Raw genomic sequence first — 25,401 nt, forward strand, 5'->3', positions numbered from 1 at the left:
GCGCATGGCCAAGCGCACGATGTCCGCGCCGCCGGTGCTGTCCGGCTACAGCTACGTCCGACCGCTGGGCTCTGGCGGATTCGCCGACGTCTTCCTCTACGAGCAGGACCTCCCGCGCCGCGTCTCCGCCGTGAAGGTGCTGCTCTCCGATGCCGTCAACCCCGAGATCCTGCGCACCTTCAACGCCGAGGCCGACATCTCCGCCCGTCTGAGCGCGCATCCCGCGATCGTGACCATCTACCAGGCGTCGATCTCGTCCGACGGCCGTCCGTACATCGCCATGGAGTACTGCCCCGACAACATGAGCGCGCGCTACAAGCGCGGGCCGCTGCCGATCGCCGAGGTGCTCGACACGGGTGTCCGCATCGCCGGCGCGCTCGAGACCGTGCATCGCGCGGGACTGCTGCACCGTGACATCAAGCCGTCGAACATCCTCGTCAGCTCGCTGAGCACGCCGGTGCTCGCCGACTTCGGCATCGCCGCGGCCGTGGTCGACGAGGGCGACTCCGACACGATCGCGATGTCGGTGCCCTGGAGCGCCCCCGAGGTGCTGCAGGAGAAGGTGTCCGGCTCGGTCCCCAGCGAGATCTGGAGTCTCGCGGCCACCCTGTACACGCTCTTCGCCGGCCGCACGCCCTTCGAGGTCGACGACCGTTCGCAGAACTCGCGCGACCGCCTCACTCGCCGCATCGTCAAGGCCCAGTACACGCCGGTTCCCGTCCCCGGCTTCCCGCGCGGCATCGACGAGATCCTCGCGACCGCGATGCAGCGCGACCCGGAGCGACGGTTCGGATCGATGACCGAGTTCGCCGAACGGCTGCGCTGGGCGCAGTACGAGCTGCGCATCGCGCCCACGGCCTTCGAAGCGGCATCCGCCGATTGGGCCGCCGCCGCTCCCGTCGACTTCTCGGATGCCGCATCGCGCGGCCCCGTGGTGACCACGGTCGATCCGGGCTCGCGCCGCGCCGTCCGCGCCGCGAAGCAGAGCTCCGCGCCCCGCCAGATCGAGCAGCAGCCCGCCGTCGCGAAGCAGCGTTCGCCCCTGGCCGCGGGGCTCATCGGCGCCGGCATCGGCATGGTCGCCCTCGCGGCGATCGGGGTCACCGTGCTCAAGATGACGGGAGTGATCTGATGGCCATCGGCGACCGCAACCGACCCGTCGAGCGCCCCCATTCGCGCGGGCGCCTGATCGCGTCGATCGCCGGAGTGGCCGCGCTGGCCACCGTCGTCGCGGTGGCCGTCACCGCGCAGGGATACGAGTCGCAGGAGGTGCCGCGCCTCGAGCCCTCGGTGTGGGTGCTGCGCGACTCGGGCCAGTACGCCCGCGTCAACACCGAACTGGCCGAGATCGACACGGTCCGCAACGTCGACGGACCGGAGGCCGTGTGGCAGGACGGCACGGATGCCGTGCTCTACAGCCAGGGCTCCCGGCAGCGCTGGGACCTCGACCCCGCCGCCCCGCAGGACCTGCTCGCCGATTCGGGCGAGGAGGGCACGGCATCCGCATCGGAGCCGACGCCGGCGGGCACCCGCGAGATCGTCTCGGCAGGCCCCTATGTCGCCTACCGCACCGACACCGGCCAGGTCTCGGTCTCCACGCTGAGCGCGGGCGCCGCGACCACCCTCGTCGACCCCTTCGCCGCGGTCGAGGTGGAGGAGGGCGAGGACGCCCCGACCTACACCGCCGACTCGATCGGCCTGTCGCCCGACGGCATCCTCGCCCTGTACTCCGGCGAAGAGGGCGCGGTGCGCCGCTTCGACATCGACGAGCACACGTTCCTCGGCGATCCGCAGGCCATCGAGTCGGCGCCGGACGGCGGCGATGAGCTCGCCATGACGGTCGTGGGCGATCGCTGGGCGCTGCTGCAGCCCGCGGACGGGCTGCTCTGGACCGACGGCGGCGAACCGCAGACCCTCGACGTCGCGGACGACGCGGTGCTGCAGGTCGGCTCGGACGACGGCGACGAGGTGCTCATCGCCGACTCCGACGGCCTCGTCTCCGCCCCGTTCGGAGGGGGAGAGGCGACCCGCACGGTCGAGGCGTCGGGAGTCCCCGCGGCCCCGGTCTTCGCGGGCGGGCACACGTACGCGGCCTGGCTCGACACGGGAACGGGAACGCTGTGGGCCGACGGCGACACCGTCTCGCTCACCGTTCCCGACGATGCGCTCGAGTCCGGGTCGATCCGACCCGTCTTCCGCGACAACGGCGATCGCGCCGTGCTCACCGAGGTCGGCACCGGCCTCATCTGGACGGCCCCGGACGGCCGCCTGGTTCCGCTCGAGCAGTGGGCGGTCGAGAAGGAGACCGAGCAGGAGGAGGGCACGGTCGTCGTCGAGGACGTCGCCGAGCAGCTGCCCCCGGTCGCGGTCGACAACGCCTTCGGCGTGCGCAGCGGCCAGCAGGTGATCCTGCCGGTGCTCTACAACGATCACGATCCGAACAAGAAGGACGTGCTCTCGATCGATCCCGCGTCGCTCGGCGGCCTGGCCGATCCCGACTTCGGCGACCTGGCGCTCGTCGCCAACGGCCAGTCCCTCGTCGTCACGGTACGAGCGGCATCCGGCCAGACCAGCTTCAGCTATGCCGTCACCGACGGCTCGGCGGTCTCCGAGCCCGCGAGCGTGACGCTCACGGTCGTCGACCCCGCGTCGAACTCCGCTCCGGTCTGGTGCGGTGTCGAGGCGTGCCAGCAGGAATGGCCCACGCCGCAGCTCCTGCCCGGTGGCAGCACGATCGTCTCGGCGCTCTCGGGATGGGTCGACCCCGAGGGCGACCCCTTCGTGCTCAGCGACGCCTACGAGACCGATCCCGCGGCCCCCGTCATGGTCGTGCCGATGGACGACGGGCGCGTGGCGATCCGTCACACCGACCCGAACGCCTCGGATGCGGTGATCCCGGTGACGGTGGTCGTGCAGGACGCCAAGGGCGCGACGGCCGAGAAGACCCTCGACGTGCAGGTGACGGCCAACCCCGAGCTCGTGGCGGCGCCGGTGGCGCTGACCGCGCTGGTCGGCGAGCCGCAGTCGATCCAGATCTCCGACCACCTCTCCGGCGGATCAGGCTCCTACCGTCTGCTCGACGCCGTGCAGACCTCGGCGTCGGCCGACGGTCTCGAGGTCGCCCCGAACACGGCGGCGGGCACGGTGGAGCTGACGGTCGCGCAGCCGGGTCAGTACATCGTCACCTACACGGCACAGGATGCCGTGACCCAGGCCGAGCGCTCGGCGGTGCTCCGCGTCACCGCGGTCGACGGCTCCGCAGCGCTCGCGATGGCTCCGCTCACGGCTTTCGTGCGCGAGGGCGAGGACACCACCGTCGACGTGCTGCGCGCGGTGCAGAACACGACCGGTCGCGTGCTGCTGGTCTCGGGGGTCGAGAGCTCGACGCCGCAGCTCAACGTCGGCGTCGTGGGCAACGAGAGCATCCGTGTCAGCGGAACGACCGAGAGCGGTGAGCCCGGCATGATCGGCACCGCCGCGGTGACCGTCGCCGACGGCGCGGGCGCCGCCGTGCGCGGATCCGTCACGGTGTTCCTCACCCCGCCGTCGAGCGTCACCCGCCCCATCGTGTTCGCCGACGCGATCACGGTGCGCGCCGGGTCGCTGTCGCGCATCGCCGTGACCGACAACGACGTCGCCCCGCGCGGTGAACCGCTGGTCGTGCTGCCGGAGGTCATCGGGTCGGGCCAGGACGACGAGCTCGTCTTCGCCGACGGGAACTCGCTGCGCTATCTCGCGCCGAGCACGCCCGGCACCTACCGGCTCACCTATTCCGTCGCGCTGGAGCGCAACCCCTCGCTGTCCGACAACGGCACGGTGCTCGTGACCGTCGTCCCCGCAGGAACCAACCGCGCGCCCACCCCGATCACGCTCGAGGGTCGGGTGCTCAGCGGACAGACCGTCTCGCTCAAGGTGCCGACCACCGGGATGGATGCCGACGGCGACCGGGTCACGCTCACCGAGGTGGCCCAGCCGGGGGCGGGCAAGGGCACCGTGACGATTTCGTCCTCGGGCGAGTCGATCGTCTACCGTGCGCCGGCCGGCGGCGTGGCAGACGGTCAGGTCCGCTTCTCCTACACCGTGCGCGACCCGCAGGGCGACGAGGGAAAGGGAACCGTGCGCATCGGCGTGCTCGATCAGAAGATCGACGACACCGCGCCGGTGACCTTCAGCGATTACGTGCGCGTCCGCGTCGACTCCTCGACGCCGATCGTGCTCGATCCCCGCGCGAACGACATCGACCCAGCGCAGGGCGAGCTCGAGCTCGTCGAGCTCGAGCCCAACGCCCCGTCCGCACCCGGCAACCCGCTCTACGCGCGCCTGGACGGCCTGATCGATCCGCAGACCTCGCTGAAGGACGGACGCGTGGTGCTGCGCGCCGGTGACACCCCCGGCACCAACTCGTACGTGTACACCGTGCAGTCCGCACGCACCGGAAGCACCTCGCAGGGGCTGATCGTCGTCACGGTCACCGAGGACGACGTCGCCGACCAGCCGACCATCACCGACACGGTGCTCACAGCCCGTGACCGCGCGGAACTCTCGAACGGCGGTATCGACGTCGTGACCGACCGCGTGCGCTGGACATCCGGTGACGTCGGCGCGCTGACCCTCAGCCTGTGGGGCGACCAGCCAGGGTTCACCGCGTCCGGCAGCAGGATCTCGGGCGAAGCTCCGGCCGAAGGCGCTCTCGTGCCGTTCACCCTCAGCGGCGAGGTCGACGGCCGCGACATCGTGGGGCACGGCTTCCTGCACATCCCGGCCTTCGACGACCTCCGGGTGCAGACGCTGCCCGGCGCCGAACCCGTCGTGGTCGACGAGGACGCCACGCAGCAGTTCGACGTCGCCGACTATGTCGACCTCGCAGGTGCCGACCCCTTCGACGTCGGCACCGACCTCAGCGCGCAGCGGTCGGCCGCCATCTGCTCGGCCACAGGCAAGACCGGCACCTACCAGGCCGGTGCCGGAGCCCCGTGGTCCGACACCTGCCTCGTGCCGGTGCGCCTGTCCGGCCAGCAGCGCTGGTCGTACATCGAGGTGCCGATCAGCATCCGCCCCGCCGCCCCTCAACTGAACCTCGCGTCGATCGCGCAGACGGTCGCACCCGGGGCGACGACGACGGTCGACATGTACACGGGCATGGCCTCCTGGGAGGGCGGTCGCGCCGGCGACGAATCGTCGATCGAGTACGGCGTCTCCTACTCCGGCTCGGCGTTCACCGTCACGCAGAACGGCGCGTCCCTGACGATCGAGGCCAGGGCGGATGCTCGTCCCGGCACCCGTGAGGACATCGCGGTGAGCGTCGCCGAGTACGGCGACGTGTCGGCATCCGTCCGTCTCGTGGTCGGCATCGCGCCTCCGGATGCTCCGCGCGGGGCGACGTTCACGCGTCAGTGCGTCGTGACCACGCCCGGCTGCACGATCGAGGCCGTCGGCATCGCCGGCGAGTACGACCCGTTCGAGGGCAAGCAGGGCGCAGGCCTGAAGCTCACCTCGCTGGGCGGGGGCGCGCGCTGCGACGTCGCGAGCGTCAGCGTCGCCGGCACTGCGCTCGCGGTGAGCTGGCCCGGCGGCGGCAGCGCTCCGGGTGGGCAGTGCATCATCCCGTTCGTCGTGACCGACGCGCAGGGCCGCACCGGAACCGGCAGCGTCACCCTTGACCTGCAGGGGCTCCCGCTGCCGCCGTCGAGCGTCACCACGGTCGCCTACACGCGCAACAGCGTCACCCTCGAGGTGCCGCTCGGCGAGGCTGCTCGGGCTCACCCCGCGGTGACGGGTGTGACGATCCTCCGCGACGGGGCACCGTCCGGGGCCTCCTGCGCACCGAGCGGCGGCGTCTACCGCTGCACGGTGAGCGGACTCGTGAACGGTGAGCCGCATGCCTACACGGCCGTCGCCGTGAACTCGGTCGGCTCGTCGCTGCCGACCTCGGCGCACACGACCTGGGCCTATGCCGCCCCCGAGGTGTCGAGTGCCACGGCGGAGCCGGTCTACCGCCAAGGGATCACGAACACGGGTCAGGGCGTCGTCTCGCTCGCTATCACCTCGGGTGATGACGCGGCCTCGTTCCGGATCGGCGACGGCGGGCAGACCGTGCAGCGAACTGGTGCCACGACAACGGTCGACGTCACCCTCCCTCCGGGGGCGCAGACGATCACGATCGTGCCGATCAGCCAGTTCCAGCCGCCCGTGGGCGGGGGGAGCAACGAGGGCGGCGCGGCTCAGGCGTCGGTGACGGTGGCCGGAGCGCCGATCATCTCGTCGGGAGTCGACGTGAGCGCCTCGTCGAACACCTCACTCACGGTGCACAGCCCGACCTCGGCCGATCCGAACGGCAGCGCGAGACCGATGACCGTCAAGTATCTGGCCTGGAGATCGGGCAACGGGCAGTGCTCCGTGAACGGCGACGGTTCGCTCTCGGCATCCGCGGAGCTGGTTTCGGACGGTCCGACCTTCAGTGGACTCGCCTCCTACGAGGTCTACAACGTCATGGTGTGCGCATCCAACGGGTACGGCGTGGCGCAGTCGTCGGTCAGACAGGTTCGCGTCCTGACCTTCATCGACGCCCCGGGCGGAGACAACACGTATCGGGTCAGCACCACCCCGGCGCAGAGCGGATCGCACTACGAGTACGGTCTCGAGTCAGGCCCGTCGATCGACGTGCAAAGCGGCTTCACAGCGCAGTACCGGTTGTACGGGCAGTGGCGCACCGACTTCGTGCTCTCGGCGGACAACTCCCCGGGACAGGTGTTGGGCCGCGGGTGCTACAACCTGATCGTCGAGGTGTGCTCCAACGAGACGAACATCAACGCGGAGACGGCTCCGACGATCGTGAACGTCGACTTCGCCTCGTGCGCGCCGGTCGACCGTCCGAAGAGCGTGGTCACGGTCTCGGCTGCGGCGAGTGGAGCGGCGAACATCTCCGCCGACCCGATCAGCAGCACCGATCCGTTGGTCCCGGATCCCGCGCAGTTCGAGATCACGGTCTCGTGGAACGGGCAGTTCAACTCGCTGCAGTCCATCACTCGAACGGTCGACGCCTGTCCGGTCGTCCCCTGACGCCCTCGACCATTACTCCCCACGAAGAAGGAAGACGATGACCTCGCCGGTTCGGAACCCTGGCCTCGCGCCCAATACTGTTGCCGTATGCCCGTCCCCGCAGCTGCTGCCATGACCATCGCACCCGAACAGGCGTCCTGGTTCTCCGAGACCTTCTCGATCCTCGCGGGGAACGTCGAGCAGGCGATCCTCGGCAAGAGGCACGTGGTCGAGCTGGTGCTCGCGGCGGCGGTCAGCGGCGGCCACGTGCTGCTCGAGGACTTCCCCGGCACGGGCAAGACCGCCCTGGCCCGCTCGATCGCGCAGACGATCACGGGAACGAGCTCTCGCATCCAGTTCACCCCCGATCTGCTCCCGGGCGACGTCACCGGCATCACGGTGTACGACCAGAAGCAGGGTGTGTTCGAGTTCCACGCCGGGCCGATCTTCGCGAACATCGTGCTCGCCGATGAGATCAACCGGGCGAGCCCGAAGACGCAGTCGGCTCTGCTCGAGGTCATGGAGGAGGGGCAGGTCACGGTCGACGGCGTCTCGCGACCCGTCGGTTCGCCGTTCCTCGTGATGGCGACGCAGAACCCCATCGAGCAGGGTGGCACCTACCGTCTGCCCGAGGCGCAGCTCGACCGCTTCATGATCAAGACCTCGATCGGCTACCCCGACGGAGCCGCGACCATGCGCATCCTGCAGGGGGTGGCCACCCCGAAGCCCCCGTTGAACGGGATCGTCGGCACCGACACGATCCTCACGATGGCCGAGATGGCCCGCGGGGTCTACGTGAACCCGCTCATCTCCGACTACATCATGCGCATCGTCGACGCCACGCGTCGCGCCTCCGAGGTGCGCCTGGGCGTCAGCGTTCGGGGCGCGATCGCACTGTCGCGCCTCGTGATGGCGTGGGCTGCGAAGTCGGGCCGCACCTTCGTCACCCCCGACGATGTGCGCGACCTCGCGGTCGTCGCCCTCGCCCACCGTCTCGTGCTCGAGCCCGAAGCCGAGTTCGACGGCGTCACCGCGGTTGCCGTGGTCGGTCAGATCCTCCTCGACGTGGAGCCCCCGCGCGAGAACGGCACTGCGTGAGCTTCAACACCGAATCACGCCTGACGCGCACCGCGGCACGGACGAGCACCTCGACCCGTACCTCGACGGTGACGCGTTTCGAACGCACGCACGGCGGACCCGTCCGCGGTGCGGTGTTCGGCGTGCGTCGGATGCTGCGCGGCATCGCCCGCGCGGCGAGGGGGACCGTGTCGTGGTTGAACGAGACGGTGACCACCGCCGGCCTGCTCGTCGCCGTCGCGCTCGTGCTCGGGCTGGTCGGCGGACTTCTCCTCGGCTGGGTCGAAGCGTGGGCCGTCGCAGCGATCGCGCTCGTGCTGCTCGTGGTGTGCGTGCCGTTCGTGCTCGGCGCCCACGACTACAGCATCCGCCTCGAACTCGGACGTGACCGCGTCGTCGCCGGCACCGACATCGGTGCGGTCCTCGACGTGCGCAACACGGGCACCCGACTCGCACTGCCCGGCGTCGTCGACGTGCCGGTCGGCGAGGGACTCGTCGAGGCGCACGTGCCGTTGCTGCGCCCGGACGGGCACCACAGCGAGCAGCTCACGATCGCCGCGCACCGCCGCGGCATCATCGACGTCGGCCCCATGACCATCACCCGCGGCGATCCCATCGGTCTGCTGCGCCGCGAGCAGCGCTGGCCCGAGGTGCAGCGCATCCACGTGCACCCGGTCACGGTGCGCATCCCCAGCACGAGCGCCGGCCTCATCCGCGACCTCGAGGGCACGCCGAGCACGACCCTGGTCGACGCCGACCTGTCGTTCCACGCCGTGCGCGAGTACGTGGTCGGCGATTCGCAGCGCCACGTGCACTGGAAGTCCACGGCCAAGACCGGAAAGCTCATGGTGCGTCAGTACGAGGAATCGCGGCACGCCCGCATCGCGATCATCCTCGACCTCGCGGCCGACTCCTATGAGAGCGACGAGGAGTTCGAGACGACCGTGAGTGCCGCGGCATCCCTCGCCCTGCAGGGCGTCACCGAGGGTCGTGACGTGCTGTTCGTCGTCAGCGACGAGATCCCCGAGCACTCACGCGCCGAGGTGCTCGCGATCCGCACGCTGCCGACGCTCACCCCGAAGGCCATGCTCGATGCGACGTCGACCGTCGACGCTGCCGACAACGTCATGCGCATCGAGGCGGTCACCGCGCTCACCGTGCAGTCGTACCCCGACCTCTCGATCGCGTTCCTCGCGACCGGATCCCTCATGCCCATCGAGCGGCTGCGTCACGCCGCGGTCGCGCTGCCCGCCGCGGTCGAGGCGGTCGCCGTCCGCGCCGAGCTGGGGCAGGAGCCGACCATGCGCACCGCCCGCGAGCTGTCGGTGATGACGCTGGGCGCGCTGGGCGACTTGCCGCAGATGCTCGCCAGGGGAGCTCTTCGATGACCGCGTCCGCCGCGCTCCGCCGCGTGCGCGAGCTGTTCTCGGCCACCCGTGTCTGGGGGCTGGCGTACGTGCTCATCGGCATCGGCCTGGCGACCGTCGCGGCGTGGCCGCTCTATGCCGCACCGCGCGTGGTGCTCGTCGGCGTGGTGGGTGGCCTGCTCGGGATGCTCGTCGCCCTCGTGTCGCGGGTGCTGCGGTGGAACCTCCTGCTCTCCGCACTCGCGACTGCCGGCGTCTATGTGCTCGTCGCCGCACCGCTCGCGGTGCCCTCGTCGCTCACCTCGATCCCCGCCTTCTTCGCGGGGGTCCGCGACGCCGTGCTCGGGGTCGCTCTGGGGTGGAAGCAGATCCTCACGCTGAACCCGCCGCTCGGCGAGTACCAGGCGGTGCTCGTGCCGCTGCTCGTGGTCGTGCTGTTCGGCGCGTTTGTGGCCACGCTGCTCGTGCTCGATGCCCGCCGTCGTGCCGCCTGGGCGGTCGCCGTGGTCTCGGCGATGAGCCTGTTCGGCATCTCGTTCGGCCTGATCGGCACGAGCGCGCCGCTCACCGTGGCGGGCATCACGCTCCCCGCACCCCGGGAGTGGGTGCTCGGGGTCTCGGTGTTCCTCGCCGGCCTCGTCTGGCTGATCGGACGCTCACGCCTCCGTCGTGCCGAGGCGCTGCGCGCCGTCGCTGCGCGGAACGTCACCCGGCGCGCGGCACCCGTGTGGCTCGGCATCCGTCGTCATCTGCTCTCTGGTGTGCTGCTCATCGTTGCGCTGGCCGCCGGCGTCGCCGTGGTGCCCGCGGCGGCGGGATGGTCCGACCGCACCGTGCTGCGCGACGACGTGGAACCGATGGTCGTGGTCCAGCAGCAGATCAGCCCCCTGGCCACCTATCGCTCGTGGTTCACGACCTCCGAGCTCGACCAGACCGTCTTCTCGCTCCGGGGAGATACCGGCGACCTCGAGCGGATCCGCATCGCCACCCTCGACGCGTACGACGGCGAAGACTTCCACATCGCGAAGGACGACCGCTTCAGCCGTCTGCCGCGAGCCGCCGCACCGGGAGCCGACCGCATCTCGCTCGACGTCACGATCGGCGAGGGTTACGAGGGGATCTGGGTGCCGGCACCGGCCGGTCTCGCGCAGGCTCCGAGCTTCTCGGGCGACCGCGCGGACGCGCTCGCCGACGGATTCCACATCGACGACGAGGGTGACACCGCGATCACCATCGCTGAGACGCCTGTTGGTGGCGAAGGCCTGGTGCCGGGGGACCGGTACGAGGTGCTCGTCGACGCCCCGGAGGCCGCACCGTCGCTGGCCGAGGTCACGGGCGGGGAGTCGCGGCTCGACCGCGAGGCGTACCCCGCTCTGACGGAATGGGCGAGCATGCAGGAGCTCCCGCGCACGGGCGCGGGCTACCTCGAACTCATCGACCGACTCCGCGCGCGGGGGTATCTCTCGCACGCGCTGCTCGAGGACGAGCAGGCGTCGGCATGGATCGCCGCGCTCAAGGGCGCGGACGGATACTCATTCGCGGCGAGCTACGCGGGTCACTCCGCCTCGCGCATCGAGGAGCTCTTCACCTCGCTGGTCGATCAGCAGCGTCGAGCCGGTGCCGACGCCACCCCGGAGATGCTCGTCTCCGCGGTCGGCGACGACGAGCAGTTCGCGGTCGCCGCCGCGCTGCTCGCCGACTTCTGGGGACTCGAGTCCAGGGTCGTGCTCGGAGCCCGGCTGCCCGCCGCTGAGGAGGTGCCCGGCATCCCCGCGTGCGAGACAGAGTGCACCGGCGCCAACATGACCGCGTGGGTCGAGGTGCGCGCCCCGGGCGGCGAATGGACCCCGGTCGACGTGACCCCGCAGTACGCCCTGCTGCCCAGCACGATCACCGAGGGCGAGCAGCTGCCGGAGCATCCGACCGTTCCCGAGCAGCCGCGTTCCGAGGCCCTCGATCCGCCGCAGGCGCAGAGCGACTCGCGCAACACCGATACGCCCACCGAGATCACCGACTCCGGCACGGTGGCGACGCTGCTCGCGATCGCGAGGATCGTCGGGCTGAGCCTGCTCACGCTGCTGCTGCTCGTGCTGCCGTTGCTCGTGGTGCTGTTCGCGAAGCGGAGCCGGCAGCGCTCACGCCGGTTCGCCGCTGACCCCGAGTCCCGGCTCGTCGGAGCCTGGGAGGAGCTCGTCGATCTGTACGTCGACGACGAGCGTCCGATGCCGATGATCGGCACGCGCGTGCAGGCGGCGCGGGCGGTCGATCGGCCCGCGGCGACGCGGCTTGCGGAGCTGGTGGACAACGCCGTCTTCGCGGCGCATCCGCCGACGGATGCCGATGCCGAGGTCGCCTGGGGGATCGTGGACGCCGATCGCGCCGACATCCGTGAGCACCGCAGCCGCCGGCAGAGACTGGCGTCGATGTTCGGTCTGCGGTCGTTCCTCGCGAGGATCGCGCCCCGGCGCGCGGGTGCCGCTCCCGATCACAGGCTCGCACTCGGTACGCTCGCAGTGGCCGGAACCGGCCGGCAGGAGGAGAACGCATGAACGAGGTCGCAGACCAGGTGCATCTGGCGGTGGACTACGGGTCGAGCTCCGGCGTCCTCGCGGCGTTCGGGATCGTCTACGGCGTGGCGGCCGTGCTCGGCCTGCTCGTCTACGTCTGGTACGCGCTCGCACTGTCGAAGCTGTTCCCGCGTCTCGGTGCCGAGGGCTGGAAGGGATGGGTGCCCATCCTCAACGAGGCGACCATCCTGCAGCTCGGCGGCAAGCCGGCGTGGAACGTGGTGTTCTACTTCATCCCGATCGTGCAGATCTACGGGCTGATCCTCAAGATCCAGGCCACGCACAAGATCAACGAGCGCTACGGGCGCGGCGCCGGTTCCACCGTGCTCGCCGTGCTGCTGCCCCCGGTCTGGGCGTCGATCCTCGCCTGGGGCGTCGCGCCGTACCCCGAGGGCGACCGGCTCGCCGCGTTGCAGCCAGGTCCCCGCCGACAGGCCCCGCCGGCGGATGCCGAGCACCACGGTGCCGGGCAGGGATACCTTGCTCCGCCGATCCTCCCGCACGCCGGTGCCGGCGCCGGCGCAGGCGCCTCCGCGCCGTTCGCGCCCGCGGCACCGTTCGCCCCCTCTGCTCCGTTCGACTCTGCCGCTCCGGGTGCCGGGGCTCCCGCCCAGGCGGCACCCACGCACGGAGACCCCCTGTTCGGCACACCCATGTTCACCGCTCCGGCCTCGGATCCTGGAGTCCCGGCGTCGCCAGCGGACGACCTCTTCGCGAATCCCGCGGCTCCGCCCGCACCGGCCTACGCTCCGGTCGCCCCTCCGACGTTCGCGCCGTTGCTGCCGGATCCTCCCGGCGGCTTCGTTCCGGCTCCGCCCGCGGCTCCTGAGGCTCCTGCCGCGTCTGAGTCGTCGAGTGGGGGTGCAGCGCCTGGGTTCGGGTCGGCTGCTCCTGCCCCGGAGTCCTGGGTTCCTGCGTCCGCCGACGGGGCCGCTCCGGTGAGCCCCGTGCCCGCGACCTGGGACCCTCCTGCTCCTGCTCCTGCTCCTTCTCCTGCATCGTGGGACTCGGGTGCGCCCGCTCCGGCAGCCCCGACTCCCGGCTCGTGGGACTCGCCCTCTCCCGCAGCTCCCGCTGATGCAGGCGTTGCTCCCGCATCCTGGCGGCCTGCTGCTCCCACCGCTCCCGCTTCGGTTCCGGCGACCTCGCCGTCCTGGGACTCCGCGCCTCCGGTCGCATCCGGGTCGGGCTCTCCGGCGGCGCCTGCTCAGCCCACGTGGACACCCGAGCCGCTTCCGGGACCGGGCAAAGAGGAGTCTGTCCTGTGGACCCCGGGTCCGGTCGAACCCGTGCAGACGGGGACCATCGTGGTGCCCGATGCCGGCCACGGTGCCCCTTCAGGCGTCCCTCCGGTGCCGCTGCCGCCCGTCTTCGCCGCGGCACCGCCGGCGTTCGCGCCTGCGCCACAGGACCCTTCGGTGCAGGACGCCGCACCGCACTCGCGTGTCGCCGATGCACGCGATGCCGGGCCATCGTGGCCCCTCGCTGCTCAGGGCTCGGCATCCGGAGACGGCCTGATCGTCGACGTCCCCGGCGCTGCACGGACGGCATCCATCCCTACCGCGGGCGGACAGGGCGTCGCACCCGAGACGCCCGCCGCTCACGCGGCCGCCGAAGCCGACCGCGCCTTCGTTCCCGAGCGCACCGCCTCGGCTCCGGCCGTGCAGGACCCGTCAGCCGATGAGCCTGCGCTGCACACGCTGCGCCGCGCACCGATTCGAGTGTCGCTCGAGCCCGAGACCGCGTCGACGGATGCCGCTGACACCCTCGCAGGTGCGGGATCATCACCCGCGCAGCCGGCCGTGGACGTCGAGCATCGCGGCCGGGAGGCGGCCCCCGCCGCCCCGCAGCCGGCGTCCGCCTTCGATGGGGCGACCGACCAGGCGTCGTCTGCGGGTGGTCTCCCGCAGCGGGGGTCGGCGCCGGAGACCGCGCCGACCCCGATCTGGGACCAGTTCGTCGGGCGCGCCTATGAGGCGGCCGTCGCGGAATCCGTGGCGCACGCCCCTCACGATGAGGACGGGCAGACGCTCGGATCGGCACCGCAGTCGGTCGCCGCTGAGCCGGTCACGACCGAGCAGGTCGCCGCGCCCGCTCTGCCCTTCGAATGGCCGACGCCGCCTCCGGTGGCGGAGACTCCGGTGACCGAGACCCCGGCGGCGGAGACTCCGGTGACCGAGACTCCCGTGGTTGAGACCTCCGCGCCTGCCTTCGCCGCCGAGGTCCCGGTGGAGACGCTCGCCCCGGCCCCGGTGCTCGAGCCGCCGCTGCGCGGTCCCGACCTCGGCTCCCGCGGCGACCTCTCCGCCGGCATCCGCCCTGCCCCGATCCCGGTGACCCTCCCCGAGCCGCCCGTCGCCGAGCCCGAACCCGAGGCCGCTGACGACGACTTCGAGGCGACCGTCGTGGTGCCGCGTCGACGCGGGGTGCGCCGCGTGCTCGTGCTCGACGACGGACGCTCGTTCGCGCTGTCGGCGTCGAGCGTCGTGATCGGCCGCAACCCCGCAGGGGAGGCAGGCGAGCAGCGCCTGGCCATCTCCGACGGCACCCGCACCCTGTCGAAGACCCATGCCCGGCTCATCGTGCAGGGCGACGAGTGGCGCCTCACCGACCTGCACTCGACGAACGGCGTGGTGGTCGTCGCCGACGACGGCGCCGAGACGCTGCTCGACCCGGGCGAGAGCGTGATCGGCGCCGGCCGTTTCATCCTCGGCGAGGTCGGCATGCATGTCGAGGTGGAGTCCGATTCGTGACCGCATCCGATGTCGTCCTCAACGTCGCGGCGCTGACCGACGTCGGTCTCACGCGTGCGATGAACGAGGACTCCGTGCTCGCGGCATCGCCCGTGTTCCTGGTCGCCGACGGAATGGGCGGTCACGACGCGGGTGACAAGGCGAGCGCGGCGGTGGTCGCGGCGTTCGAGCCGCTCGCCGGCACCCTGGTGACGACGGCCGAGATCGGAGCCGCGCTCGCGCGCGCGAACGAGACGGTCGAGGCGATCGCAGCCCAGCATGCCCGTGGTGCGGGCAGCACGCTCGCCGCCGTCGCACTCGTCGAGCACGACGGGGCCCCGCACTGGTTGGTCTTCAACGTCGGCGATTCCCGGGTCTACCGCCTGTTCGCGAACGAGCTCGACCAGCTGACGATCGACCATTCGCTCGGTCAGGAACTGGTCGACGCCGGCGAGCTGCGCCCCGAGGATCTCGCGAACTTCGCACAGCGCAACGTCATCACCCGGGCGATCGGCGCCTCCGACAACGTCGCCGACAGCTGGCTGGTGCCCGTGATCGACGGCGAGCGACTGCTGCTGTGCTCCGACGGTCTCAGTGGAGAGGTCGGTGACGAGAGCATCCGCGCGACGCTGACCATGGCGGGCCGCCCCGAGACCGCCGCTGCCGCGCTGGTGCGCCGAGCGAAGCAGGCCGGCGGACGCGACAACATCACCGTCATCGTGATCGATGTCGTCTCCGGAGGGCTGCGGGGGGTCTCGCTCGACTCCACCGACAGCCGACGTTCGGTCTCGGTGCACACCGAGACGATGCTCGAGGGAACCACGGTTCCCGTGCGAGGGCGGCGCTGACATGGACGAGGACGACGCGTTCGACGAGACCGTCATGCTCACCCGACGCGGACGCCGCAGTCGAGGAGCGGACGCCGCGTCACCGGCCGCTCCGGGGAGCATCGACAGCGGCGCGGACGATGCCATCGACGAGCACACCGTGAGCATCGAGGATCGCACGGTGGCCGTGCCCCGGCGACGTCGCACGGAGTCTGCCGACGACGTCGACCCGACGGATGCCGACGCCGAGGCTCCCGTCGACGAGCACACCATCGCGATCGATCGTCGGTCGGCGCCGGTGACTGCGTCGACGGATGCCGAGGACGATGGTCTCGACGACCGCACGGTCGCGGTGTCCCGGCGTCGAGCAGCGGATCCTGAGCCGGACCCGGACGCCGAAGACCCGTTCGACGAGCGCACGGTCGCTGTCGTCCGCGACGCGACGCCGTCCGGCGATCGGGGTGGTCTCGACGCGAGGCTCGGCGGTGAGGAGCCGATCGAGGACAGGACCGTGGTGATCGACCGCGGCCGGCCCGACTCCGAGCCCGCAACCCTCGATGCCGTGCCCACGGGTGCCGATTCTGCGGCCCCGGAGCCGCAGATCGAGGATCGCACTGTCGTCATCGACCGCTCGGTCGAAGATCGCACAGTGGCGGTGGACCGAGCGGTGGTCGTCGATCGCGGTGCAGCATCCGCATCCGCATCGCCGGAGCTCGTCTCCGCGTACGTCGGTGAGGATCTCGATGCGACCGTTCCGGCAGCGCCGCCGCGCGTGGTCGACGCCGAGCCGACCCCGGCGATCTACAAGCCCCGCGCTGCGCCGCGGCGGCCGTCGCGCCCGCCCGTGATCCAGGGCGGCATCGCGCCCACGCGCGAGTTCGACGAGCAGGCGGTCTCGCTCGTCCGGCGCGCGCGGCGCGTCAGCCTCTGGTCGCTGCTGAGTGTGCTCGGCGCGTGCGCGGTCTCGGTCGCCGGGCTGATCACGCTGGCGTACTTCGTCTTGGCCTGACGGCCTTCGGGCGCCGGTCCCTGAGCGAGCGGAGCGAGACGAAGGGCGCTCGTCACGAACGTCCTTCGTCTCGTCGCTGCGCTCCTCGCTCAGGATCCGGTGCGAGAACCCCGGTCGCTGCCGCGAGTGCCTGTGCGTCTCCCGGAGGGCTCCCCACGGGAGGGACTCTCACGTTCGGGCTGAGGAATTCTGCGGATCCTTCAGCCCGAGCGTGAGTTCTCCGCCCGAGCGTGCGTCTGACGCGTGACCTCGCGTGACGGCATCCGATCCGCGTCGTGAAAGGATGGGGCTTCGGCGCTCAGGGGGAGCGCCGGAGACGGGGGATGCGCATGTCCGAGGGAAACATCGACGATCGTCGATCCGCAGCCGGTGCAGGCCAGAGCGCCTACCCGCCGCCCCCGCCGAGCATCCCGTCGGCGTCTCCCGGTAACGCAGCCTTCGCAGCGGAGGCGACGGTTCCCCCGGCGGATGCCGTCTATACCGGCCCCTCTGCTCCCCAGACTCCGTCCTCGCCGATCGGCCAGCCCGGTGCCGTCGTTCCCGGCTACCCCGCGCCGGGCACTCAGGTCCCGGGCTACCCGGGTGCGCCGGTAGGTGGTTACCCGGGCGGACCCCAGCCTCTGCAGGGCTACCCGACGCCTGGGTCGCAGGTAGCGAGCTATGGCACACCCGGTCAGTCATACGCATCACCGGGTTACCCGGCTCCCGGCTACGCAGCTCCCGGCTACGCCGTCCAGGGCTACCCCGCTCCGGGGCAGCCGTACGGAGCATACGGTGCGTACCCGGTGGCGCCTCCGAGCGGCCGGCGCTTCTGGGCGCTGCAGTTCATGTACTACATCCCCCTCGCTGGGGTGCTCGTGGTGCTCATCGTCGCTCTGGTCCAGCGATCGAGCGCACGGCTGTCGCCAGTGCCGTTGGTCCGTGAGAACGCGCGCTGGGCCGCGAACTGGGTCCTGAGCTACTTGTTCTACCTCGTGGTGTGCCTGAGCTGCATAATCGCGCTCGGCATCGCGTTCGGAGACACGCGCAGCTCCGGCGTGATCGCGATCCCCGTCATCCTGCTGTACGCGATCGGCATCTACTGCCTGGTGACCATCATCATCGGCACGGTCAAGGCCGATCGGTTCGTGCACCGTCCGTACCTCGCGCTCCCGTTCTTCCGCAGCTGACCGAATCTCGCAGGTCACGTTTCCGCCCTGGTCGCCGACCCCCGCGTATCAGCGGCTGACCTCTTCGTGCCCGGGACGCTCCGTTGCCGCGGGCGCGCCTGGTCGGAGTCCCGAAGGGCACGCGTGAGCGGTCTCCACCGATTCACTGCCAATCCGTTCGGGACAGTGCTCCGAACCACGTGTGCGTCGTGTTCGCAACCGCCTGCTTTGGAGTTCGAGAAACTGCAATGCTGGTGGGAGTTCGTGCGGGAGGAGAGCCATGCACAGAACCGGTTCCAGGCTGGGCGACTATCTTCGTGCCCGCCGTGCGGTCACTCAGCCGGAAGACGTCGGGCTGCCGAGAGACCCTTCTCGGCGTGTGAACGGTCTGCGTCGAGAAGAAGTCGCTCAGTTAGCGGGGATCAGTCCGGAGTACTACCTGCGTCTGGAGCAGGGCAAAGCTCGGCAACCATCCGAGCAGGTGCTGGCTGCACTGGCGACAGCGCTCCGGCTCGATCATCACGCCGGCGTCCATATCCGTCGCCTCGCGGCGGTGCGGGAGGCGCTTCCCGAGAAAGTAGTCGTCGCAGCCCCGGGACCTGTCGAGGAGAGTCTCGTGAGTCAGATCCGGGGCGTCGGTGCCCTTCTGGTGGACACGAATCTGGATGTCCTGCACAGCAACTCGATCGCGGCTGCACTGATCCCCCGGATCGCAGAGCGCCCCCGAAATCTCATTGCGGAGCTGCTGCGGTCATCGGCCCGCACGCTCGACGCCCGCAGTGAGCTGATCGAGCACCTGGTCGCGGTGCTGCGCTTCATCAGCGAGCCGAACGAACGCCAGCAGCAGATCGTCGGCGAGCTGTCGTTGTCATCACCGGAGTTCTCGTCCGCGTGGGCGAAGCACGACGTGCGGCAACCCGGTCCGACAACGGCGCAGGTGCAGGTCGCGGGTGTGGGAACGCTTGCGCTGCGGTGCAACATGCTGATGTTCACATCAGGACATCATGCGGTGATCACCCTCGAAGGGCCGGGCGGCGTCCGAGGTCGTGCGTCGCTCTCCTACCTTCAAGAGGTCGGAGACGCGATGCTGTGCTCACGGATGCTGCCGAACGGGGCCGCTCATGCCTGATCCACCGGGGGTCCAGGTCATCACTCTGATGTGAGGGGAGCCATCCCAGCTCTGGAGTCGGTAGTCGAAGGTCGTCCAGCCGCTGTCGCCATCGGTCACCTGCACCATGCCGGATGGCGATATGGCGTGCGGGGTGGTCCAGAGCCGCGCGAAGGTGGCGCTCGAGGTCGCGAGCTCTCCGACCAGTGCGATGGCGACTGGGTCGTCGGCGAGATCGCGCAGACCTGCGCGCAGCAGAGACACGATCTGGGTCACCGGCTCCGGAGCGTCGTCGAAGAGCGCCTCCACATCGGGTGCGAGGAAGACCGCGCGCGCGAGATTCTCGCCGGCGACGAATCCCGGCCACACGCGATGAGCTGCCTCACTCACGGCGATGATGGTGACGTAGCGATCGATCGCCACCGCGATGCCCTTGTGATCGCGAACATGCCGTTCAACCGACGATGGTTGTGCCTCCACACCAGGAACCTATACCTCGTGCGCTGATGGCCGGGGCGTCTGGTGGAGCTGATCCCTCTGCCTGGTACTCGAAGTCACACCCGGGTGGCTCCCGCATCTCGTCGGCGACATGCCGGGCGGCGTGGCGCGTCGTTAGCTGGTATATCGGGGGGCAGGTCTGACGTGCCGGGCGTACCTAGATTGGGAGATGCGCGGGCCGATCTACCGCGTGGCTGGACGTTCGGCGATCCGTCAATCGAAGAAGGTCGAAGGCTGGGGAAACTTTTCTTCAACTTTCGCGTCACTTCGATCGGTCCGATGTGTCGAGGTTGATGATTCGGCGCACCACGCGTCGCCCAGGGGAGAGGGACACAGATGTTCAGTGCACGAAAGCTGCGGTGGGGAGGCGTCACGGCTGTGACCGGCCTCATCGCCGGATTGCTTGCGTTCGGTGCCGCCGCGCCGGCCGCGGCGACGCCGAGTTCAGGACCGGTGGAGTCCGCCAGGATCGTCCCGCTCGTGGCGGGGCAGCCGGGTGTCCCCTCGACACCGACCGAACTGTACAAAGAGAACTTTGAGAACGTCCAAGGACGACCGCTCAGCGCGGTGATCCCGCTGCAGAACTATGTCTCGGCGCAGGGCGTAACGTACACGGCAGACCCGTTCTGGCTGAACACGGCAGCCTGCAACGGATTCATCCTGAACTATCAGAGTTCATTCGTGCCGGGCTACTGCTCCAACGGTGGTGACCAGTTCAACGATGCGCTCGCAAAGACCTACGCTCTGGGACTGCTGAACTCGCCGCAGAACCCGACCACCAACTGGGCGGTCTCGAGCAACACCTCGGCGAACGGTCCCGCGAATCAGCGGATGTTCGTCTCATCTCTTCTGAATGTGCCGGCGAACGGCCGGTTCATCACGTTCTCGGTCGACTCGGCAGCCACGGCCTGCTTCGCTGTCCAGCCGAAGCTCCGCTTCTCGCTGGTGACCTCGGGCGGACAGCTGATCCCTGTCTCGAACGGGGCAATCAATCCGTGCACGAACCCGAATCGGCAGACCGCCGTGGTCCCGACACGGGATGGGCTCGCGCAGACGGTGACCTACGGCAGCTTCGCCGCGGACTCATCGATCCTGTTCAACAGCAACCAGCTCGGCATCTCGATGGTGAACGAGGAAGGCTTCGGAGGCGGTAACGACGGTGCCTTCGACAACATCCGTGTGCTGGACGTGACGCCGCAGCTGGACAAGTCGTTCTCCGGCGGCAACCGCATCGACAACGGCATCCCGGACGTTCCGGTGAACGGCGTCTCCACGCTGACGTTCACGGTCACGAACACGTCCGAGCTGGCCGCGAAGTCGGGCTGGTCGTTCACCGACAGCCTGCCTGCCGGTCTCGTGGTCGCTCCGACGCCGAACATCGGCGGCACGTGTGATGCGACGACGACGGTTGCGGCGGGTGCGACGTCGATCTCGATCGCGAACGGCAACCTCGTCACCGGTGAGGTGTCGTGCACGGTCACGGTCGACGTGACCTCGAGCACCCCGCTGCCGGACGAGGCTTCGCCGAAGGTGTACACGAACTGCGCGGCGAACATCACGCAGGTGGTCGGTCTCAACCTGCCGAACTGCGCATCGGTGGAGTTCTACACCGAGCCCGAGCTCGAGCTCACGAAGACGTCGACCGCGACGGCCGAGACGCGCGCCGGTGACGTCGTGACGTACACGATCACGGCGGAGAACACCGGCACCCAGGACTACACGGTCGCCAACCCGGCGGTGATCTTCGATGATCTCTCCGGGGTTCTCGATGACGCGACGTACAACAACGACGCGACCTCCACCGTCGGTGGGGCGCCGTCGTATGCGGCTCCGCTGCTGTCGTGGAGCGGTGCTCTGCCCGCGGGCGACACGGTGGAGATCACATACTCCGTGACGGTGTCGGCGCCCGCGGGAGACGGCACCATCCGGAACGTCGCCTGGGTGCCGAACGACCCGACCGATCCCCAGACGCCTGCGTGCGCGCCGCCGGTCGATGGCGTCGACCCGACCACGGGTGAGCCCTGTGCAGTGACGTCTCAGCCGCTGCCGCGTCTGTCGATCAACAAGTCGGCGAGCCAGACCGAGCTTCCCGCGGTCGGCGACCAGGTGACCTACACGGTCCGCGTGACGAACGAGGGACCGGGAGACTACACGGCGGCGAACCCGGGGACCGCGACGGACGATCTGTCCGCGGTGCTAGACGATGCGACGTTCGATGACGCGACATTGACGGCGGACATCGGCACGGTGACCCGCAACGGCGACGCACTGTCGTGGACGGGTGCGCTCGCCGCCGGTGAGGTCGCCACGATCACGTACACGGTGACGTACACGGGGCAGGGCGACAACGTGCTGACCAACCAGGCGTGCGTTCCGGCCGATGAGACCGCACCGGGTTTCCCCTCGTGCGACTCGGTCACGATTCCCGGCGCTCTGCTGAAGCAGTGGAAGAGCGCGGTGGCGTCGGCGACGCCGACGGTGGCGGGGTCGACGATCACGTACACGCTGTTCTTCGACAATGACGGTCAGGCTGCGGCTGATGTGGATGCGGTCGATGACCTCACGCATGTGCTCGACGATGCCGATGTCACGGTCGAGCCGACGTCTGCGGACGGTCTGACGGTTGTCCGCAACGGCGAGCAGATCTCCATCACGGGATCCGTGCCTGCGGGTGAGCGCTACTCGGTGACCTACACGGTGACCGTGAAAGCGGATGACGAGCGGGGCGACAGCATCGCGTCGAACTTCCTCCTTGCACCCGGTGAGGAGCCGCCGACGGATCCGGAGTGCGACCCGACGGACGAGAATTTCCCGAACTGCACGACGACGCCCATCACGGGTGTCGCGTACGAGAAGTCGGTCGAAGCGTCCGAGACCCCCGTGGTCGAGGGTACTGAGCTGACGTACACGATCACGCTCCGCAACACGGGCTCGACCGTCGTGGATGTGCTCCGCGACGACAACCTGACGGACGTTCTCGATGACGCCGATCTGACGACTGATCCTGAGTCCGACACCGCGTCGGTCACGGTGGACGGTCCGACCGACGGGATCCTCGCGATCCGCGGTGACCTCGCCGTCGGCGCGACCGCGACGATCACCTACACAGTCACAGTCAAGGCCGCGGAGGATCGTGGCAACAGCTCGGCGAACAACTTCCTGGTTCCCCCGGGGACGACTCCGCCGGGGACGTGCGATCCTGCGACCGAGCAGTGCACGGTGACCCCGATCCTGGGATACACCGTGTCGAAGGTTGCGGATGCGGAGACGGTGCAGCCGGGTGGTGTGGTGACCTACACGGTCACGATCACGAACACGGGTGGAGTGGCGTTCACGGACGCAGCCCCTGCGACGTTCACGGACGACCTCACCGCGGTGCTCGACGACGCCGTGTACAACGGTGACGTCACCGCCGGTGGCACTGTCGCCGGGAACACCCTCTCCTGGGCGGGCCCGCTCGGTGTCGGTGAGACGGTCACGGTGACGTACTCGGTGACGGTGAGCGACCCGGCTACCGGCGATGGGACGCTCACGAACGCGGTCGTGCCGACGACGCCGGGTGGCGAGTGCGATCCGGATGCCGAGTGCGTCGTGGAAACGCCGGTGGCTGCGTACACGGTCGAGAAGAGCGTTGACGTTCCTTCGGCTCTTCCTGGCGACGTGGTCACGTACACGGTGACGGTGACGAACACCGGTGGCGCGGCATATCCGGCGGATGCTCCGGCATCCTTCACTGATGACCTGTCGGCGGTGCTGGATGACGCGACGTACAACGACGACGCATCGAACGGTGCGACGGTGACCGGTAGCACGCTGACTTGGTCGGGTCCTCTCGCGATCGACGAGGTCATAGAGGTCACCTACTCGGTGACGGTCAACGACCCCATCACGGGCGACCAGAACCTCGTCAACACCGTGGTCCCGACGGGCCCCGGCGGCACGTGCGCGGAGGACAACGAGTGCTCGACGACCACACCGGTCGGTTCGTACACGGTGAACAAGACGGTCGATCGGACGACGGCCCTGCCGGGTGACGTCGTGAGCTACGAGGTGACGGTCACGAACACGGGCGAGGTGGCGTACACGGCGGATCAGCCGGCGACGTTCACCGACGACCTGTCGGGTGTGCTCGACGATGCCGTCTACAACGACGACGCGACGAACGGTGCGACCGTGTCGGGCAGCACGCTGTCCTGGTCGGGTGCCCTGGCGGTCGGTGAGACGGTCACGATCACGTACTCGGTGACGGTGGATGCTCCGGTGACGGGTGACTTCGTCCTCGCGAACGTGGTGGCTCCGACCGGTCCCGGCGGATCGTGCGAGGAGACGTGTGAGACGTCAACCCCGATCGGGTCGTTCCGTGTGGTGAAGTCCACGGACAGCACGGATGTGCTCCCTGGTGAGACGGTGGAGTACTCGATCACGGTGACCAACACCGGCCAGGTCGCGTACACGGCGGATGCTCCGGCATCCTTCACCGACGACCTGTCGGCGGTCCTGGACGACGCCACCTACAACGGCGACGCGACCAGCTCCAGCGGTGCGGGCGTCGACTACACGGCACCGGTGCTCAGCTGGTCGGGCGCACTCGACGTCGGAGCATCCGTCACGATCACCTACTCAGTGACCGTCAACGATCCGGCCACGGGCGACCAGCAGCTCGACAACACCGTCGTCACGCCTCCGGGCACCGGCGGCAACTGCGAGCCCGGTTCCACCGACCCCGCGTGTGTCGCGAACGTGCCCAGTGGCTCGTACACGGTCGAGAAGACCGCGGACCCCGCGTCCGCTCTTCCCGGCGACGTGGTCACCTACACGGTGACGGTCCGCAACACGGGCGAGGTCGCGTACACGGCCGAGGAGCCGGCGTCGTTCTCGGACGACCTGTCGCGGGTGCTGGATGACGCCGAGTACAACGGTGACGTCTCGCCCGGTGGTGAGATCACGGGCACGACGCTGACCTGGTCCGGCCCGCTCGCGGTCGGCGAGGTGCTGCAGGTCACGTATTCGGTGACGGTCGATGACCCGGTGATCGGTGACTTCAACCTCCGCAACGTGGTCGCACCGACCTCGCCCGGCGGCGAGTGCACCGACGGCGGCTGCATCGTCGACACACCGATCGCGGGTTACACCGTCGCGAAGGCGGCCGACGTGACGGACGTGGTGCTCGGTGGGGTCGTGACCTACACGGTCACGGTCACCAACACCGGTCAGGTCGACTACACCGACGAGACGCCGGCGACGTTCGTCGACGACCTGTCGGGAGTGCTCGACGACGCGACGTACAACGGCGACGCGTCGACCGGTGCGACGGTCACGGGGAACACCCTGGACTGGAGCGGCGCTCTCGCGATCGGTGAGTCGGTCGATGTCACGTATTCGGTGACGGTGAACCAGCCCGCCACGGGTGACGGACGGCTCCGTAACGCGGTGCTGCCCACCGGGCCCGGTGGTGGCTGCACCGCCGAGGGCGAGTGCGTGACCGAGACCCCCGTCGCGACGTACAAGGTCGCGAAGACGGTGTCGAGCGAGCGGGCCGCGATCGGCGACAAGGTCACGTTCACGATCACGGTCACCAACACCGGCCAGGTCGACTACACCGACGAGCGCCCGGCGTCGTTCACCGACGACCTGACCTCGGCGCTGAAGATCGGCACGTACAACGGCGATGCGACCGGCGGGGCGACCTATGACGCTCCGGTGCTGTCCTGGTCCGGTGCTCTCGGTGTCGGCGAGCAGGCCACGGTCACGTACTCGGTCACGCTCCGCACGGCCGGTGAGATCCACAACGTGGTGATCACCCCGGACGGCTCGGGAGCGAACTGCGCCGCAGGATCCGCCGATCCGGACTGCGACACCACCACGGTCGTCACACCTCCGCTGGCGATCACCGGCGGCCAGCTGTGGACCGCGGGCGGAGCGGCTGCGGTCGTGATGCTCCTGGCCGGAGTCTGGCTGATCGCACGGCGTCGCCGTGATGCAGAGCTCCCGGTGACGGAGGCCTGATCCTTCCGGGGCGCGGCATCCCCA

The 25,401-nt window shown here is 69.8% G+C and carries 12 protein-coding genes and 1 pseudogene; 12 read left to right on the top strand and 1 reads right to left on the bottom strand.

Features of this window, described 5'->3' with window-relative positions; all coding sequences use genetic code 11:
• Positions 1–4 precede the first annotated feature (4 nt).
• The 11 genes and pseudogenes from ACI3KS_RS01700 to ACI3KS_RS01750 all read left to right on the top strand — a co-directional run bounded on the left by ACI3KS_RS01700 (position 5) and on the right by ACI3KS_RS01750 (position 18,894).
• Positions 5–1,132, top strand: a complete 1,128-nt coding sequence (locus ACI3KS_RS01700; RefSeq protein ID WP_404914551.1) for a serine/threonine-protein kinase — start codon at positions 5–7, stop codon at positions 1,130–1,132.
• On the top strand, positions 1,132–7,059 hold the full coding sequence (locus ACI3KS_RS01705) for an Ig-like domain-containing protein (protein ID WP_404914553.1): 5,928 nt from the start codon (positions 1,132–1,134) through the stop codon (positions 7,057–7,059). Before ACI3KS_RS01700 ends, ACI3KS_RS01705 begins: the two co-directional genes overlap by 1 nt.
• Positions 7,060–7,170: 111 nt before the next feature.
• Entirely contained in the window at positions 7,171–8,136 is a 966-nt protein-coding gene (locus ACI3KS_RS01710; protein WP_404914599.1) for an AAA family ATPase, read from the top strand.
• Positions 8,133–9,503 carry a DUF58 domain-containing protein gene (locus ACI3KS_RS01715; RefSeq protein ID WP_404914555.1) on the top strand — a complete coding sequence of 457 codons (1,371 nt, stop codon included), beginning with the start codon at positions 8,133–8,135 and terminating at the stop codon, positions 9,501–9,503. Before ACI3KS_RS01710 ends, ACI3KS_RS01715 begins: the two co-directional genes overlap by 4 nt.
• The gene (locus ACI3KS_RS01720; protein WP_404914557.1) at positions 9,500–12,031 is read left to right on the top strand and encodes a transglutaminase domain-containing protein; all 2,532 of its coding nucleotides are present in this window, start codon (positions 9,500–9,502) and stop codon (positions 12,029–12,031) included. Before ACI3KS_RS01715 ends, ACI3KS_RS01720 begins: the two co-directional genes overlap by 4 nt.
• Entirely contained in the window at positions 12,028–14,802 is a 2,775-nt protein-coding gene (locus ACI3KS_RS01725) for a DUF5684 domain-containing protein (RefSeq protein ID WP_404914559.1), read from the top strand. Before ACI3KS_RS01720 ends, ACI3KS_RS01725 begins: the two co-directional genes overlap by 4 nt.
• Positions 14,799–15,629: a PP2C family protein-serine/threonine phosphatase gene (locus tag ACI3KS_RS01730; RefSeq protein WP_404914561.1), complete on the top strand. Its 831-nt coding sequence runs from the start codon at positions 14,799–14,801 to the stop codon at positions 15,627–15,629. The genes ACI3KS_RS01725 and ACI3KS_RS01730 overlap by 4 nt, the downstream gene beginning before the upstream one ends.
• A 1-nt stretch (position 15,630) precedes the next feature.
• Positions 15,631–16,617 (top strand): hypothetical protein, encoded by a 987-nt coding sequence (locus ACI3KS_RS01735; RefSeq protein ID WP_404914563.1) that lies wholly within the window; start codon positions 15,631–15,633, stop codon positions 16,615–16,617.
• A gap of 329 nt (positions 16,618–16,946) precedes the next feature.
• A complete protein-coding gene (locus ACI3KS_RS01740; protein WP_404914565.1) occupies positions 16,947–17,786 on the top strand; it encodes a DUF4870 domain-containing protein in 840 nt (279 codons plus the stop codon).
• Between the two features lie 259 nt (positions 17,787–18,045).
• Positions 18,046–18,273 (top strand): annotated as a pseudogene (locus ACI3KS_RS01745) (helix-turn-helix domain-containing protein); the annotation flags it as partial.
• 108 nt (positions 18,274–18,381) lie between these two features.
• Complete coding sequence (locus tag ACI3KS_RS01750; RefSeq protein ID WP_404914601.1) at positions 18,382–18,894, top strand: hypothetical protein; 513 nt, start codon at positions 18,382–18,384, stop codon at positions 18,892–18,894.
• On the opposite strand, the gene ACI3KS_RS01755 is transcribed toward ACI3KS_RS01750, so the two are convergent.
• Positions 18,859–19,296 (bottom strand): hypothetical protein, encoded by a 438-nt coding sequence (locus ACI3KS_RS01755; protein WP_404914567.1) that lies wholly within the window; start codon positions 19,294–19,296, stop codon positions 18,859–18,861. The two genes, ACI3KS_RS01750 and ACI3KS_RS01755, sit on opposite strands and share 36 nt — an antisense overlap.
• A 411-nt stretch (positions 19,297–19,707) precedes the next feature.
• On the opposite strand from ACI3KS_RS01755, the gene ACI3KS_RS01760 reads away from it, so the two are divergent.
• Positions 19,708–25,377, top strand: coding sequence for a hypothetical protein (locus tag ACI3KS_RS01760; protein WP_404914569.1), 5,670 nt, complete (start codon positions 19,708–19,710; stop codon positions 25,375–25,377).
• The last annotated feature ends 24 nt before the right edge of the window (positions 25,378–25,401 follow it).

This window comes from Microbacterium sp. ZW T5_45, from assembly GCF_044987415.1.
Taxonomy (GTDB): domain Bacteria; phylum Actinomycetota; class Actinomycetes; order Actinomycetales; family Microbacteriaceae; genus Microbacterium.

Coding starts and splice junctions, on each gene's coding strand:
- ACI3KS_RS01705 (WP_404914553.1), top strand. CDS start 1,132: ATGGCCATCGGCGACCGCAACCGACCCGTCGAGCGCCCCCATTCGCGC.
- ACI3KS_RS01720 (WP_404914557.1), top strand. CDS start 9,500: ATGACCGCGTCCGCCGCGCTCCGCCGCGTGCGCGAGCTGTTCTCGGCC.
- ACI3KS_RS01700 (WP_404914551.1), top strand. CDS start 5: ATGGCCAAGCGCACGATGTCCGCGCCGCCGGTGCTGTCCGGCTACAGC.
- ACI3KS_RS01740 (WP_404914565.1), top strand. CDS start 16,947: ATGTCCGAGGGAAACATCGACGATCGTCGATCCGCAGCCGGTGCAGGC.
- ACI3KS_RS01735 (WP_404914563.1), top strand. CDS start 15,631: ATGGACGAGGACGACGCGTTCGACGAGACCGTCATGCTCACCCGACGC.
- ACI3KS_RS01710 (WP_404914599.1), top strand. CDS start 7,171: ATGACCATCGCACCCGAACAGGCGTCCTGGTTCTCCGAGACCTTCTCG.
- ACI3KS_RS01725 (WP_404914559.1), top strand. CDS start 12,028: ATGAACGAGGTCGCAGACCAGGTGCATCTGGCGGTGGACTACGGGTCG.
- ACI3KS_RS01760 (WP_404914569.1), top strand. CDS start 19,708: ATGTTCAGTGCACGAAAGCTGCGGTGGGGAGGCGTCACGGCTGTGACC.